This is a genomic window from Telluribacter roseus (assembly GCF_017355915.2).
Classification (GTDB): Bacteria; Bacteroidota; Bacteroidia; order Cytophagales; family Spirosomataceae; genus Telluribacter.
In genome coordinates this window covers 378742-393801 of sequence record NZ_JAFEUV020000004.1, presented here as the reverse complement: position 1 = coordinate 393801, position 15060 = coordinate 378742, and the positions used below count along the sequence as shown (strand labels likewise).

General features: G+C 52.1%; 10 protein-coding genes. 7 read left to right on the top strand and 3 right to left on the bottom strand.

Going from position 1 to position 15060, the window contains the following annotated elements; all coding sequences use genetic code 11:
- The first annotated feature begins 107 nt into the window (after positions 1–107).
- The 3 genes from JTN23_RS10740 (at position 108) to JTN23_RS10730 (ending at position 5458) form a co-directional block, all read left to right on the top strand.
- On the top strand, positions 108–2858 hold the full coding sequence (locus JTN23_RS10740; protein WP_247234751.1) for a TonB-dependent receptor: 2751 nt from the start codon (positions 108–110) through the stop codon (positions 2856–2858).
- A 211-nt stretch (positions 2859–3069) separates the two neighbouring features.
- The gene (locus JTN23_RS10735; protein WP_247234749.1) at positions 3070–3603 is read left to right on the top strand and encodes a gluconate 2-dehydrogenase subunit 3 family protein; all 534 of its coding nucleotides are present in this window, start codon (positions 3070–3072) and stop codon (positions 3601–3603) included.
- 130 nt (positions 3604–3733) lie between these two features.
- Complete coding sequence (locus JTN23_RS10730; protein WP_247234746.1) at positions 3734–5458, top strand: GMC oxidoreductase; 1725 nt, start codon at positions 3734–3736, stop codon at positions 5456–5458.
- 69 nt (positions 5459–5527) lie between these two features.
- On the opposite strand, the gene JTN23_RS10725 is transcribed toward JTN23_RS10730, so the two are convergent.
- Entirely contained in the window at positions 5528–7063 is a 1536-nt protein-coding gene (locus JTN23_RS10725; RefSeq protein ID WP_247234744.1) for a M20/M25/M40 family metallo-hydrolase, read from the bottom strand.
- A 324-nt stretch (positions 7064–7387) separates the two neighbouring features.
- Here JTN23_RS10725 and JTN23_RS10720 point away from each other — a divergent pair, with 324 nt between their 5' ends.
- Positions 7388–8026 carry an NAD(P)-dependent oxidoreductase gene (locus tag JTN23_RS10720; RefSeq protein WP_247234742.1) on the top strand — a complete coding sequence of 213 codons (639 nt, stop codon included), beginning with the start codon at positions 7388–7390 and terminating at the stop codon, positions 8024–8026.
- Between the two features lie 264 nt (positions 8027–8290).
- On the opposite strand, the gene JTN23_RS10715 is transcribed toward JTN23_RS10720, so the two are convergent.
- Positions 8291–9532, bottom strand: a complete 1242-nt coding sequence (locus JTN23_RS10715; protein WP_247234740.1) for an aminotransferase class V-fold PLP-dependent enzyme — start codon at positions 9530–9532, stop codon at positions 8291–8293.
- Between the two features lie 161 nt (positions 9533–9693).
- On the opposite strand from JTN23_RS10715, the gene JTN23_RS10710 reads away from it, so the two are divergent.
- Together JTN23_RS10710 and JTN23_RS10705 are read left to right on the top strand one after the other, a co-directional pair.
- The gene (locus JTN23_RS10710) at positions 9694–10578 is read left to right on the top strand and encodes a DUF4349 domain-containing protein (protein ID WP_247234738.1); all 885 of its coding nucleotides are present in this window, start codon (positions 9694–9696) and stop codon (positions 10576–10578) included.
- A gap of 165 nt (positions 10579–10743) precedes the next feature.
- Positions 10744–10953 carry a zinc ribbon domain-containing protein YjdM gene (locus JTN23_RS10705; RefSeq protein WP_247234736.1) on the top strand — a complete coding sequence of 70 codons (210 nt, stop codon included), beginning with the start codon at positions 10744–10746 and terminating at the stop codon, positions 10951–10953.
- Between the two features lie 84 nt (positions 10954–11037).
- On the opposite strand, the gene JTN23_RS10700 is transcribed toward JTN23_RS10705, so the two are convergent.
- Complete coding sequence (locus tag JTN23_RS10700) at positions 11038–14415, bottom strand: DUF7133 domain-containing protein (RefSeq protein WP_247234734.1); 3378 nt, start codon at positions 14413–14415, stop codon at positions 11038–11040.
- 278 nt (positions 14416–14693) lie between these two features.
- Between JTN23_RS10700 and JTN23_RS10695 the strand changes: the two genes are divergently transcribed.
- Positions 14694–15053 carry a cupin domain-containing protein gene (locus JTN23_RS10695; RefSeq protein ID WP_247234732.1) on the top strand — a complete coding sequence of 120 codons (360 nt, stop codon included), beginning with the start codon at positions 14694–14696 and terminating at the stop codon, positions 15051–15053.
- Positions 15054–15060: the final 7 nt, after the last annotated feature.

Genomic DNA, 15060 nt, shown 5'->3' with positions numbered 1-15060 from the left:
ACAGCAGCTCACTTCTACCTTTCTGCTCATTCTTCACAATTTTTTAAAACTGGAGGTACAATGAAGCCTACCAACTAAATTCGCCGCTCGAAACTTGTGTTTATTCTATGCGTAAAAGTTACAAAATGATTATTTGGGTGGCTTTGGCTCTGTCTACTCCAGTGGGGGCGCAGACCGTACCAGACACTGCCCAAAAGCGTGACAGTATTCACCGCGACGGTGTTCACCGGGACGGCGGTACCTTTAATGAAATAATTGTATCGGCTTCGCGTACGGCGGAGCGGGTGATGGAAACACCCGTTACCGTTGAGCGTATCAGCGGAGTAGAGATACAGCGCCTGCCGGGCACCGAGCTAATATCCAGTCTCTCCCGCTACAAAGGCGTTGATGTCAATCAGTCGAGCTGGCTCATTACCAGTTTTAGCACGCGTGGCTTTAACAGCTCCAAGGCTGAGCGCGTAGTACAACTGATCGACTACGTAGATGTTACCTCCCCCACGGCTTCCCTGTACTACGGCAACTGGATGGGCGTACCGGAGCTTGATCTGGAAAGTGTAGATATCATTCACGGAGCCAACTCGGCCCTCTACGGCTCCAATGCGATCAATGGCGTACTCTTACTTAATACCAAAGATCCTTTCAGGACTCCCGGTCTGGCGGTGTCGCTGCGTGGGGGAAGCCGTAGTATGCTGGATGGTCAGGTACGCTACGCCAAAGTATTGGGCGACCGGCTGGCCTTTAAACTTAACGCTAACTACTTCACCGCGGATGAGTTTATCGCATCCAGCGAAGCAGCCATCAAGCGAGTTACTGCGGGCGGACTGGCCGGAGCTGACCCTATCAATAACCCAACCGGCTCCCCGCTGGGCTGGAATGCCATCAACCGCTACGGCGATGCCGGTTCAACGGTTACCAACCCGGCACTAACGGCGTTAAATAACGGAACGCCCTACCGAATCTACGCTCCCGGCTATTCTGAGGCCGAAATGCTCTGGGCCAATGCTCCCGGCGACCTGTTCAGCCTGGGTGGCAATCAGTACAAAGCCGGCAACTTCCGGGTCAATCCATCGCTGCACTGGAGGATCAACGACCGCATGAAGGCCGTGTACGAGTACCGGTATTCGTTCAGCAATGGCGTATTCCAGAGCAGCAGCCGCTACGCCCAGCGCGCCATGCAGTACGACCTGCACCGGGCCGAGCTCAGCGGCAAAGGCTGGTTCCTGCGCGCCTATACCATGTTTGACTATGGCGGCAAAGCCTACGACCTGAGCTCCCTCGGTAATGGGATCATGGGCGCACCGATAGCAGCCGGTACCCAAGCCAATGGTACCCGCTACCCTACCTTCTCGCAGAACTACTTTACCCTCTGGAACCAGCTATTCAGCGCTGCCCGTACCGGCGGACTACCCTCGGGAGCATCGGTAGCCGGTGTGTACCTACCCAATCCTAACGGTGGTCTGCCTTCTACCTATACCCTGCCCCAGGCGGTACCCGGAGGACTGGGTATCGAGGAAGCGCAGCGCCTGGCGTCGCAACTGGCCGCCGGTGTACAACTACCGGCCGGAAGTCCGCTCTTCAACCAGATGCGTGAGCAGATCGTGAGCGGTGTAGGTACTATAGATGTCAACGGTACCCGCACGGTACGTGGAGCAGCCTTTGCCAACACGGCCCGTTTCTGGGATATCAGCGGTCAGCGGGAGTGGCAGCTTACTCCCAAAACCAATGTAGTAGCGGGAGCATCCTACCGTACCCATTTTCTACAATCGCAGGGTACTCTGCTGGCGGACGGTGATAAATCACCCATCAAACCGGGTACCGGCGAAGTACAGCGTCGGGATAAGATCGTCAACTGGGAAGGGGGCGCCTACGCGCAGGTACGTCAGGACCTGCTCAACGACCGCCTGCGCCTGGCCTTCGCCGGACGCTACGACCAGTTCCGTAACTTTGGTGCCCGCTTTTCACCCCGTATTTCGGGAGTACTGTCGCTGGGAGAGAACCGTGAGCACAACATCCGTCTGAGCTACGCCCAGGCGTATCGTCAGCCGGCCCAGCTGGACCAATTCATCTACCTCGACTTTGGTACGCTGCTGGTACAGGGCAACATTGACAACGGCTACGAAGGATTGAATGCCGTTTCGACCCTACCCAACGGACAGCCCAACCCCAACTTCCTGAAACCACAGCGAATCAACAACCTCTCTCCGGAAAAGGTAAATACCTGGGAAATAGGATACAAGGCTCAACTGGTTAAAGGACTTTATGTAGATGCCAGCTACTACCGCTCCAGCTACCGCGACTTCATAGGTACCCTGCGCTTCTACGGACGCGAAGATGGACTCCCCGTGACGGGTGCGCCTCTGCCTACCCCCACGGGTGACTTTGCCAAGCCGGCTACGGACCGTACCCGCGGACGACTCATTCAGGTATGGGCCAACGCCGACCAGCAGGTACAAACGCAGGGCGTAGTACTTTCGACGGAGTACTTCCTGACCAGAAGCCTGCATCTGTATACCAATTATACTTGGTCGCACATCAACGAATCAGATGTACCGGGGCTGATCCTCGGGTTCAATACCCCTGAGCACAAGTTTAACGTGGGGCTGGATGGTCAGCACAAGCAATTAACGTATAGTATCAACTACCGCCGCCAGACCGGCTACACCTTCTTTATGCCTTTCGACGAAGGCCATATTGGGGCTTTCGGGACGGTAGATGCCCAGCTAGGGTACCGGATCCCATCGCTGAAGAGTACCCTGAAGCTGGGAGGTACCAACCTCACCAACTCCAACGCTATCTACGCCTACGGCTCGGCCCCCATCAGCCGGGTAGTATACGTAGGATGGGTATATGGATTGTAGTATATACCTATACGTTTATATCGAGAGCCGCTCCTCAGGGAGCGGCTCTCGCTGCTTTAGACCATCGCTATCACCGTTAAATGCTACTTTTAATAGGGGTATAGTACTTGTGGCTAAAAAAAAGCCAATTTTATCGCATTTTTTTATTGAAAAAACGTTAGAATGTGGAATATCCTTCTTTACTTAGTAAATAAAATATTTTAATAAATCGATGAAAAGAAGATCAGCCCTTAAAAGTATGGGTTTGGCTTTGGGCGGTTTAGTAAGTTTGCCTGCCTGGGCTACTAACTGGACACCCGAATCCATTGGCCGTACGTCTACCCTTTCCGAAAATCAGGAAGTCCTCCTGTCCGAGATTGTTGAAGCCATTATTCCAGAGACTACTGCCGCGGGAAAAGTATCACCGGGTGCCAAATCTCTGAAGGTGCACCAGTTTGCGGCACGCATGATCAATGATTGCTATCCGGCCACCGCTCAGGCAACCTTACAGAAGGGGCTGGTCGCTATTGACGAAGCATCGAACAAGGCCTACAGCAAATCATTTACAGCGCTGGCCCCTACAGAGCGTGTAGCCGTACTAACGACTATGAGCAACGCATCTGACACTACCGAGAAGCAGTTCGTGAATATGATCAAGAACCTGACTATTCAGGGCTATACCAACTCGGAGTACTATATGAACAATGTACTCAAGTACAACATGGCTCCCGGCTTCTACCACGGCTGTGTACCCATAGCATCATAAGTGATCATTGAGTGATTGAGTGAATGTATGATTGAATGAAAATTAAAACAATCACCGCATTTGCCGTTCATCGCTCAATAGATTATTCCTAATTCAATATTCCTAACTCAGCATTAAGAATTCAAAAGACATGTCTTATTTCAATATAGATTCAATCAAAGAGCGCACGTTCGATGCCATTGTGATCGGCTCGGGAATCAGCGGAGGCTGGTCGGCCAAAGAACTGTGCGATAAGGGACTCAAAACCCTGGTACTTGAGCGTGGCCGCGATGTACGCCACGTAACCGACTACCCTACTACCATGATGCAGCCCTGGGAGTTTGAGCACAACGGACAGATCACCCGCGAAGTACGGGAGGCAAATCCGATTGCTACCAAGTGCTACGCTTTTCACGAAGGTTCGCAGCAGTTCTTCCTGAAGGACTCCGAGCAACCTTATATTCAGGACAAGCCTTTCGATTGGATCCGGGGTAATCAGGTAGGTGGTAAGTCACTGATGTGGGCGCGGGGTACCCAGCGCTGGTCACAGTACGACTTCGACGGTCCCGCGCGGGATGGCTACGCGGTAGAGTGGCCCATAAGCTATAAAGATATTGCGCCCTGGTATAGCTACGTTGAGAAATTTGCGGGTATATCTGGTAATAAAGACGGCCTGGCCCAACTACCCGACGGTGAGTTCCTGCCACCGCACGAGCAGTCGTGCGTAGAGAAGCACTTCTCTAAGGAGATGGCGAAGCACTACAAGGGTGCCCGCCCAGTGATCATAGGCCGGGCAGCGCACCTGACCAAGCCGCAGCCTATCCACCTGAAGCAGGGCCGTGGTCAGTGTCAGCATCGTAACATCTGCGAGCGGGGCTGTCCTTTCGGAGGGTACTTCAGCAGTAACTCAGCCACCCTACCCTGGGCTGAAAAGACTGGAAACATGACCCTTCGCCCCCACTCGGTAGTACACTCGATCATCTACGATGAGCAGAAAGGAAAAGCTACGGGTGTACGGGTGATTGATGCCAATACCAAGGAGATGACTGAGTACTACGCCAAGATCATTTTTGTAAATGCTTCTACGCTGAACTCTAACCTGATCCTACTGAACTCGATATCGAACCGCTTCCCTAACGGGTTGGGCAATGACAATGGTCTGCTGGGGAAGTTTGTCGCTTTCCATAACTTCCGGACTACCATCTCAGCGGAGTATGAAGGCTTCCTTGATACGACCACGGCGGGTATTCGTCCTAACGGTAGCTACATTCCACGTTTCCGCAACATGTTCAAGCAGGATGAAAATGCTGACTTTATCCGTGGCTATGCCGCCGGATTCAGCGGTAGCCGTATTACCTACAACGACCGCAATGGCTTCGGTGAAGAATTAAAGTCGAACCTGATGCAGCAGAAGCACGGCAACTGGCGCGTAGGCTCACACATGATGGGCGAAACCATCCCGAAGGAGACCAACTTCGTAGCGCTGGATAAAGATCTGAAAGATCCGTACGGTCTGCCGCAGCTCCGCATTAACGTAGGCTACGACGACAACGACGAGAAGATGATCAAGGACTTCCACGAGCAGATGACCGAGATGCTGACGCTGGCGGGCTTCAAGAACATCAAGACCCACGATAAGCCTGATAAGGCTCCCGGTCTGGATATCCATGAAATGGGTGGTGTACGTATGGGTAAAGACCCTAAGACGTCGCAACTGAACAAGTGGAACCAGCTGCATCAGGTAAAGAACGTATTCGTAACGGACGGGGCCTGTATGACTACCAACTCCACTCAGAACCCGTCGCTGACCTTCATGGCTATCACAGCCCGTGCGGCTAACCATGCGGTGGAAGAACTACGCAAAGGAAACCTATAAGACCTGAGCTATAAATACAAGAAAGCCCTGCGACTACATCGCAGGGCTTTCTTGTTAGAAGTACTACTATTACATCCCCCCTTTACGAGTAGGAGCACGTTGGGAAGGCCAGGACATGGGCGCTCCGTTAGGTCCGAGGGGTACCCGCACCTCCTTATTGGTCGCTTCGTCTTCACTGGCCATATACGTCAGTATGGCGGTCAGAATTACATTACTGCGTACATCGTCGAAGACAATTTTATCATAGGTATCCAGGTTTGTATGCCAGGTGTAGGTAGAGTACGCCCAGCTCAGTGAACTCAGTGAAAAAGCCGGTACTCCCGCCGCCAGGAAGGAAGCATAGTCCGAACCTCCCCCACCCGGATTACCGGGGAAGGTATACTTGATATCCTTCGTAATCTCATTAGGTACTTTGGCTAACCAGCGCCCCAGGAAGTCATAGGCATGCACAAAGCCCTGACCCGAAATATTGGCTACCCGACCGGTACCATTGTCCTGATTGAACAGGGCCTGTATCTTGGGCATCATCTCAGGGTGGTCCTGCACAAAGGCTCGTGAGCCATTGAGCCCCTGCTCCTCACTTCCCCAGTGCCCGACGAGTATAGTCCGCCGTGGATTGGGATACACCTTTTTCAGGATGCGCATGACCTCCATCATCATGATGGTACCGGTACCATTGTCGGTGGCTCCCGTACCACCATCCCACGAGTCAAAATGGGCTGAAAGCATCACGTACTCATCCGGTTTCTCACTGCCCCGGATCTCGGCGATGGTGTTGAAGGTAGGTACCATTCCCGTTTCTTTGGACTCAGCCACCAGATTAATGGTCGGCTTCTTTCCACTCTCGGCCAGTCGGTACACCAGACCATAGTCTTCCAGACTGAGATCAATGGTAGGTACTTTTTTGGTGGTGGCGTTGAAGATCTTATTGGCCCCGAAGCCCTGCGACCAGTAGCAAGTCACAATCCCCACAGCTCCGGCCCTCTCCAGGGCTAGTGGCAGCGTCCAACGGTCTTTACCGGTTTTCCGCAGGCGCTGCGCCCAGGCCTGGTTCATCTCCTCCCTTTCCTTTCTCATTTTGGCAAAAGACTCCTCCGTGGCGTACTCCTTCCAGTTGTAGTCGGGGCGGCCGGTGGGCTGATTCATCGAAATCATGACAAACTTGCCCCTGACTGTAGGCAGCCACTGCTGAAACGCCAGCGAATCAGCAAACTCGGGCAGTATCACTACTTCGGCCTTAACGCCCCCCTTTGGGGTAGCCGGACTCCACGCCAGTTGGGTACCCGACAAGGTTCTTACCCAGGGGCTGATGAGATCAATGTGGGTGACGCCCCGCTGCCACCCCCGCCATTCGCCCCACTTCTCGTTACGGGCGGGTATGCCCCAGTCTGCGTACTTCTGCACGGCCCACTCGTGGGCTTTCTGCATCTGCGGACTGCCCACCAGCCGGGGACCAATGCCGTCCATCAACTCGTGCGCGATGGGTTCGAGTTGGGAGTTAGCGTTAGCCTCTTTGATGATGTTGTTGATAATTTCATCCTGCGCCTGGATTGTAGCCGTCTGCCAGACCAGCAGGAGGAAGAGTAGGATATTTCGTTTTATCATGGGTTAGAGTTATTTGAAGAGTTAAATATATCTGCTCCTCGTGAGACTACCATATTTTCCATGGATTTAGACTATGCTGCTGGCCTGTTCATCCTTACTTTCAGCCTCAGACCGGTGCCACGCTTGTAACCGTGGCACCGGTGGATCCATTCTTTTAGTTTACGATTTCAAAGCTGAAAATATGCGTGGCTTCTCGAAAAATTTGTACCTTCAACCCATTAAAATCTCTCTGTAACATACAATCCTCCGGCGGCCGTACAGGCTGCCCGCGCTTTTACTCCAAAAAGCGCTGTGAATCTTTATATCATTATTTCAGAGAGAACAATGAAACAACCTACTACGATTGCCGTACTGGGTGGTGGAGGTAAAACCGGCACCTACCTGGTACAAGAGCTCCTCCACCGCGGTTACCAGCTCAAACTACTTCTCCGCCAGCCGGACACATTATCCATCAGTAGTCCTTCCATCTACATCTGTAAAGGTGATGCAATCCACTACGAAGACATACGAGCATTGGTCCGGGGCTGTGATGCCATTATTAGTACCGTAGGCCAGCGCCCCAATGAGCCCCTGGTAGCCAGTCAGGTTACGAATCATCTACTCCGGGTGATGGATGAGTTTCAGATCCGACGGTACATATCCGTAGCCGGGCTCAACCTGGACACCCCTACTGACCAGAAAAGCGCCCGAACCCAAATGGCTACCGACTGGATGAAGGCTACCTACCCGACTATACACGAAGATCGGCAGAAGGCTTATAAAGTCCTGGCACAAAATCCGGTGGACTGGACGCTGGTCAGGGTACCCTTCATAGAATTTACGGATAGTAGTGGGGCTACTGAGGTGGATCTGGTGGATTGTCCGGGGGAGAAAGTCCGGGCCACGGACCTTGCCTCCTTTCTGGCAGACCAGCTAACAGATACCCGTTATTACCGGCAGTCGCCTTTTGTGGCTAGTCTATAAAAAAACAGTCCCCGGTGAAGCTACCTGGCCTCTCTTACTTTGAATAGGCAAATTGGTAGTTCAAGCCACAGGGGGTTGTAGTATGGACCGGTGCCACGGTTGAAACCGTGGCACCGGTAGTCACATACATTATAGTCCTGCCACCAACCCTCTGGTGAACTAACTACCACGCATACTCAGGTAATTATATTTTGTGACCCATTATTCAAAAACAAGCCTCCATTAAAGCAGCTGTTTTAATGGAGGCTTGTAATTTTCTGAAGATCAATTACTAAGCAACTCACGTAGCCCCACTACACACCGTTCCACTTCCTCCCGGGTATTGTAGTGGGAAAGACTGATGCGGACTACACCATCGTTCAAATCCTCCACACCCATGGCTTCGAGCAGGCGGTAGGCGTAGAAATGACCATTCTTGGCAGCGACATCATACTGTGCCAACCCATCCGCCAGGGCTTTTGAGCTTACGGTGGATGAAGTAAACACAATATTGGCTTCACGTTGTTCGGTAGTAGGTCGACCAAATATCCGGACGGGTAGCTCGCGCAGGTGGTCCAGCAGGTAATGGCATAGTTTCATTTCGTGCTGGTGCATCAGGTCCGCTACTTTGCGCGCCTTCACATGCAGTGGTACCGCCTCCGCTCCGAAATGATGCTCATATACGGTACTGAAGTAGTCGCCTAATCCCGCCAAGGCAGCAATCGCCGCGTGATCGGGACCGGCCGCATCCAGGCGCTTGTTCTTGTAAGGTACATTGAAAAAATGGCTCTGCGGCTCGAGCTCTTCCAGAAAATCCTCCCGTACTACCATCACCCCCTGGTGGGTTCCGTAGGTCTTGTAGGTACTGAATACGTAGGCATCTACATCCAGCTCATCCAGGTTGGGCCAGTAGTGCGGAGCGTAGGATACGCCATCTACTACCACCCGGGTATTAGTACGGCGAGCCAGCGCGGCAATATCATTGATGGGGTTAAGGGTACCAATGATGTTGGAGCTTTGGGTCACGCAGAGTATTACCGTCTGAGGAGTCAGTAGTGCCTCCAGATCATTCAGATCCAGTTCACCGGTCTTGGGGTCCACCTTCCAGAATTTGAGCGTAGCCCCCTGCCGCTGACACAGCCTTTCCCAGCCACCTATATTCGACTCGTGGTCCTGCTCCGAAACGATTACCTCTGTCCCCCTTTTCACCAACGGCGTACAGGCTATGGTGAGGGTATTGAAGTTCTGGGTGGAGGAAGCCCCCAGCGTAAGCAGATCCGACGGTACATTCAGCAGGGCCACCATGGTACTTCTCCCTTCATCCATCGCCACCCCGGCCCTGTTAGAAATGGGATTGGCGCCGTAGGGCTGTACTTTGTAGTTGGTATAAAAATCAGTGAGGCGGTCAATAACGGCTCCGGCTACGTAACTACCCCCGGCATTATCCAGAAAACCTACTTTACGCCCTAAGTCGGTATTGAATACCGGAAACTGCTTTCTGACAAAATCTATGTCTAATTCTTTCATGCGATGCTGGCTCTTGGTTTATCGATGAGCAATGAAGCGGCCAAAATAGTAAAAGATTGTCTACTGCTACTACTCAATTTTTTTGCCTCCGATTATACTATATATAATTTATTTATATATTAACAAAAACTTTATCTCTCACCCTTACTCCCACTGCACCTATGAAAGCCAACCTACAACTCCACGTTGCCTTATGTATCAGTCTCCTGCTTATTACTTCGTGCAGCCGCATACAGGACACGTTATATGACGGAGATGCTGCTGCCGTAGAGGTAGACTTAATGAGAATCCCGCCTCAGGAAGCGAGTGAAATGGTCATACATCCCCCGCAGGAAGAAGCCATGCCCGCCTCACCCGCGCAAGGTCCACGAAAAATAGAACGGAAGATCATCCGGAATGGAAGAGTGTGGTTTGAGACAAACGACGCCACCCGTACCCGTCAGCTCATCGAAAAGAGTATCAGAGACTACAAGGGCTATATCTCAAATGAAGAAGTTGATAAAAGGGAGGATAAGGTCAACTACTCCCTGACGGTCAGGGTACCGGCTACTAACTTTGAGGCTTTTTTTGCATCCATTTCAACAAGTACCTCTCTGTTTGTGAGTAAGAGCGTAGACGCAAAGGATGTCACAGAAGAGTACATCGATGTAGAAGCCCGACTCAGGACGAAGAAAGAACTGGAAAGCCGGTATAAGGTACTTCTTCAGCGGGCCGGCGATGTAAAGGAGGTCCTGGCCATTGAAAAGGAAATGGGTACACTGCGCACCGAGATAGAATCCATAGAGGGGCGCTTCAGGTACCTCAATGACCGGATTGCTTTCAGTACAGTGCAGATCGAGTACTACGTAGTAACCGGACAATCCCTGGCCTTCCTATCTCAGGTAGGATCAGCGTTTGGTGAAGGCTGGAACAACCTCCTGACGTTCCTGCTGTCCCTGATCAGTGTATGGCCTTTCGTGCTGGCCGGACTGGTACTGGTGATCACTTTTATCAGTTACAGAAGGAGTAGTCGGGCTAAGCAAGCTATTCAGGGTTTACAATCGTAAGCTTCTGAGTAGTTGTATTTTCCTCCGTCGGTTTGTGATAAGCAGGTATAAGAAGTCTGGGATATAGCTGGCGGTTACCTACCTTTGCCAGTCGCTACCTGATCTATCACCTGTAGATTCGTTAACGGCCCTAACATCGTGTAGTAAACCCCAACCATAACACCCATGGAAGTAAAGGATAGTAACGGCAACCTGCTCAAAGAAGGCGATTCGGTAACTCTGATCAAAGACCTGAAGGTGCGAGGCTCATCGGCCGTACTCAAAAGAGGTACCCTGGTCAAGAATATACGCCTCACTGATAACGAGGAGGAAGTAGAAGGCAAGGTAGAGCGTACCGTGATGGTACTTAAAGCGGCTTTTCTGAAGAAGGCCTAACACTTTACATCGTTAGTACCACTACAAAAGGAGAAGTCCGGGCCTCACGACCCGGACTTCTCCTTTTAACTTATCTAAGAGTAACTACTGCTTCCGCAGGCTTGAAAGGAACTCCACCACATCGCGGATCTCACGCTTGGACATGATGTAGCCCATTGGAGGCATACTTGATGGCATGTTCTCACGCTTGGCAATACGAGATACCGCTATTTTCAACGGCTCGGCTTCGGATGTCTTCAACTCAAGCTCCTTATCCGACTCGTGTATCAGCGTACCGGTGACGGTTTGTCCATCTTTCAGCGTAAGTGTAACCGTACCAAATCCGGGGGCCAGACGAGCACTCGGCTCGATCAGCGCCTGCAGGAGCTGATCACGGGTCAGCACATCGGCAACGGAAGACAGGTCAGGTCCTACGGCGCCACCACGTCCACCAATCGCATGACAGCGCACACACTGCCCGGTAGAGTTGGTGAAGAAGTACCGGGCTCCCTGCTGCCGATTCCCTCCGAAAAGGGCCTCCTGAAACTCCGCCACTCCAGTACCGGCCGGCTTGAAGGCAGCCAGTCTAGTTTTGAGCGCTTCCGAATGCGTAGAATCTACCGCTTCGGCCAGTTCCAGGTTCAGGCTGGGCGAAAGCTCCTTATTACCCATCCGGGTCACCAGACCTTCCAGGATACGTTCTGTCTTGGCAGCCGGCATGGTACTAAGTACCCGCAGCATCTGCTGCTGCTCCTTGACGGTACCTTTGTCAAAGATAGTTTTTACTACTTCACCCAGCGTCTCCTGCGAAGGATTCAGACCACTAACCAGACCCAGAGCCGTCGTACGTACATCTTCGTCCTGATCGTTCATGCCTTTCTTGATCACCGTCTCCATATCGCTGTACTTCTGCTTGTACAGGGCAGTCAGCAGGGCTGAGCGTACTTCGGGCGCCTTGTGCTCATTAAGTACCCGCACCAGGCTGGTGTTGCTCTCTGGAATGTTGAGCTCTCCCAGCATCTGGGCCGTAGCTACTACTACCTCGTTGTTCTTGTCCTGCAGCAGGTCATTGATGTGCGGCATTACCTTGGCTCGTACGGCCACGGGATCGCGGGTGATCACCCCACGGTAGCGACCATCAACCCGGTCCAGTACCGAAGGATTAGCCCAGGTACCCAGGGTAGCCAGTGCCTCGGCACGCAGTTCTTTGGATACATCCGTACGCTTGGCAAAAGCAACCAGGTCATTGAGCTGCTCTTCACCACCTACACGCAGGGCCGCGTTGATCGAACGACGCAACAGCGGCTCGGAAGTGAAACGCTTCTCTTTGAGCGTGGCGGCCAGAGCCGGTAGTGCAGTAGGGATAGACTCATCGTCATTGATGGCGCGAGCGGCTTCGGCAACGATGTACTCATCCTTATCCTGCAGGAACAGGGAGATTCTATCATTCTTGAGCTGACGCAGTACCAGTACCCCAGCCAGACGAAGTGCCTTATTGGAATTAGTAGCCAATGCTACTATAGGCTCTACTTCACCGATGCGAGCCAGCGCCGTTACACCCGCGTGACGCAGGTATACATCCTCATTGTTGTTGGTTTCAATCATTTGCAACAGGGGATTTACCGCATCCTTGTAGCCAATACGTCCCAAAGCCTGCGCACCGAAGAACTTCACCCTGGGGTTAGGGCTTGTTAGCAAAGATACCAGTACCGAACCTGCTTCCTTGATGTCGGCATCGCCGATCACTTTAGCTGCCTGAGCTACTATTTCCGGATCAGAATCTTTTAACAGGGGAAGTAAGGTACCCGCGTAGGATTTATCCTGACGGGCCAGCTGCCCCAGCCCCCAAATACCATGAATACGAGCCATCTGATCACCGGTCTGAGCGGTGGCTTTGCTCAAGATCAAAGAACCTTTCTTGCCCCGCTTCGCCAGTTCAAACTGAGACTTCTGACGGATGCGCATATCCGGGTAGGAAAGCAGAGTGAGTAGCTTGTCCTCTGACTGTGTCGAATAGTCCTGCTGCATCAGTTGTTTGGTCTGGGCACGCAGGTCCTTCAGATCGTTTTTGTTATCCGTTACATCCAACCGCCATACGCGACCGGCATCTTTAGTACCCCAGCCGTTGATCCAGTCGGCTACGTACAGGGCTCCGTCCGGACCAAAACGAATACCGGTAGGCAGTATACCTGTCAGTACTTCTTTCTCTTTGTCCAGCACAAAGGAGGCTCCTTTAGGCTTCAGGCTAAACGACCAGATGGGCGAACGAGCCGGGTTACCCACGAACTCCACCAGGAAGAACTTGTTCTTCCACTCAGAGCCAAGGGCGGTACCGGGGTTGTATACCATACCGGTAGGTCCATTATGGAAGTTCTGAATGGGAGGCAGTATGTAGGCAGCCTGGCCTTCCCAGCGCGGCGTGTACAGCTTTTCGTCCATCCATACCTTGTACGAATTGTTACGGGGATCGGTGTACTTACCGAACTGCCAGTTGGTACGCCAGCCGGTATCGGAGCCATCCACCAGGTGTACCAGACGCTCGCTCTCGCCGGGGTGGTCACCATCGTTGTCAGAAGTAATCAGGTTGCCGTACTCATCAAACACAAATTCGTGGGTATTGCGCAGGCCGTGGGCAAATACTTCAAAGTTGCTACCATCTGGGTCTGAGCGAACTATGACCCCTTCGTTAGAGTACTTATGGTTGACACCTTCCTTTGTAGTGATGTTGGCACCGATATCACCAATACCCCAGTAGATACGTCCATCGGGACCTTCGATGGCACCGGACATACCGTGTCCACCAAAACCAATGTGTACCCCGTAGCCATGGCTGATGGAGGTTTTCTGATCCATCACTCCGTCGCCGTTGGTATCCTTGAGGCGCCAAAAATCAGGCGCAATACCTACAAACATATCCTCCGCACGTACCAACAGGGCACCGGCTACGTCAGTCACCTCAGTGAAGAAATCGCTCAGGATACGCATGGATACATCGGCCAGGCCATCGCCATCGGTATCATCCAGGCGCCATACCTCGTCTTTCTCTACGGCCAGGTCGCGCCAGTCGTGCGAGCCGTCTTCGTTCAGGTCTTTGACCCACTCATTCTCCTTACTCTTTTCAGGAGCGAAGGTACTGCGCAGAAAAGCCCGGCGGTCCTCTACTGACTGCAGACCAATGGAGGGCGTCATCCAGTTGCTGTGCCCCCGGATATCAAACTCGGAGTTTTTCTGGCGGTTGGTACGGGTCAGGTATACCCTGCCCTTGTCATCGATTGACATAGCGATCGGGTCCGGAGCCAGTGAGTCAGTCGCCCACAGGTCCAGTTTGAGTCCATCCGCTAGTTTGATAGGTGTATTATCCCTTATCTCTTTGGCCCGTTGACGCGCCTGAGCGGGATCTTCCTTGACGATGAGCGCCGAAGATTTGGATCCCGAAGGCGAAAGCTTCATACAGGATACCACAACCATGGCCGTTAAAGCCATAATGGGTATCGGTTTTCGTAGTACTTTTTTAGAAATCATGGATGATTACTTTAAAACCGGAACGTTACAGATAAACAGAGCGAAAATATGTGTTTTTTTACTATAAAATCGGCAGATTTTACCTTTCTACCTATCTGAAAATTCCTGAAAGACTTGCCCTATCTCAAAGTAGACGTATTTTTGAGTCTCTTACCTCTCTGCTGGTTACTAAGGAGGGCTATAAAGACAGGAGCATTAAAGAAATGGGGCTAAATGCTCAATAAATCATTGTTTCTACCATGGATAAAATAACTATCGCTGATAAACTGGCTCTGTTCTCCGATCATTGGAACCCTCGCCTGGTAGGCGAGCTCAATGGACAACACGTGAAGCTGGTGAAGTTCAAGGGGGAGTTTGTGTGGCATAAGCATGACCACGAAGATGAGCTCTTCTACGTACTGGAAGGTAGCTTTCGTATGGAGTTCCGGGACCGGACAGTCGAAGTAAATAAGAACGAGTTTCTGATCGTCCCCAGAGGAGTCGAACACCGGCCGGTTGCTGAGCAGGAAGTATCAGTAATGCTGTTTGAACCGGCCACCACGGTGAATACCGGAGACACCCGGGGAGAACTGACCCGAGAAACACTGGAAAAAATATAGTACTGGG

Bases quoted from the DNA above. Each gene is read 5' to 3' on its own strand.
- JTN23_RS10700 (WP_247234734.1), bottom strand. From the start codon at position 14,415: ATGGCTTTAACGGCCATGGTTGTGGTATCCTGTATGAAGCTTTCGCCT.
- JTN23_RS10725 (WP_247234744.1), bottom strand. From the start codon at position 7,063: ATGATAAAACGAAATATCCTACTCTTCCTCCTGCTGGTCTGGCAGACG.
- JTN23_RS10730 (WP_247234746.1), top strand. From the start codon at position 3,734: ATGTCTTATTTCAATATAGATTCAATCAAAGAGCGCACGTTCGATGCC.
- JTN23_RS10740 (WP_247234751.1), top strand. From the start codon at position 108: ATGCGTAAAAGTTACAAAATGATTATTTGGGTGGCTTTGGCTCTGTCT.
- JTN23_RS10705 (WP_247234736.1), top strand. From the start codon at position 10,744: ATGGAAGTAAAGGATAGTAACGGCAACCTGCTCAAAGAAGGCGATTCG.
- JTN23_RS10720 (WP_247234742.1), top strand. From the start codon at position 7,388: ATGAAACAACCTACTACGATTGCCGTACTGGGTGGTGGAGGTAAAACC.
- JTN23_RS10735 (WP_247234749.1), top strand. From the start codon at position 3,070: ATGAAAAGAAGATCAGCCCTTAAAAGTATGGGTTTGGCTTTGGGCGGT.
- JTN23_RS10715 (WP_247234740.1), bottom strand. From the start codon at position 9,532: ATGAAAGAATTAGACATAGATTTTGTCAGAAAGCAGTTTCCGGTATTC.
- JTN23_RS10695 (WP_247234732.1), top strand. From the start codon at position 14,694: ATGGATAAAATAACTATCGCTGATAAACTGGCTCTGTTCTCCGATCAT.
- JTN23_RS10710 (WP_247234738.1), top strand. From the start codon at position 9,694: ATGAAAGCCAACCTACAACTCCACGTTGCCTTATGTATCAGTCTCCTG.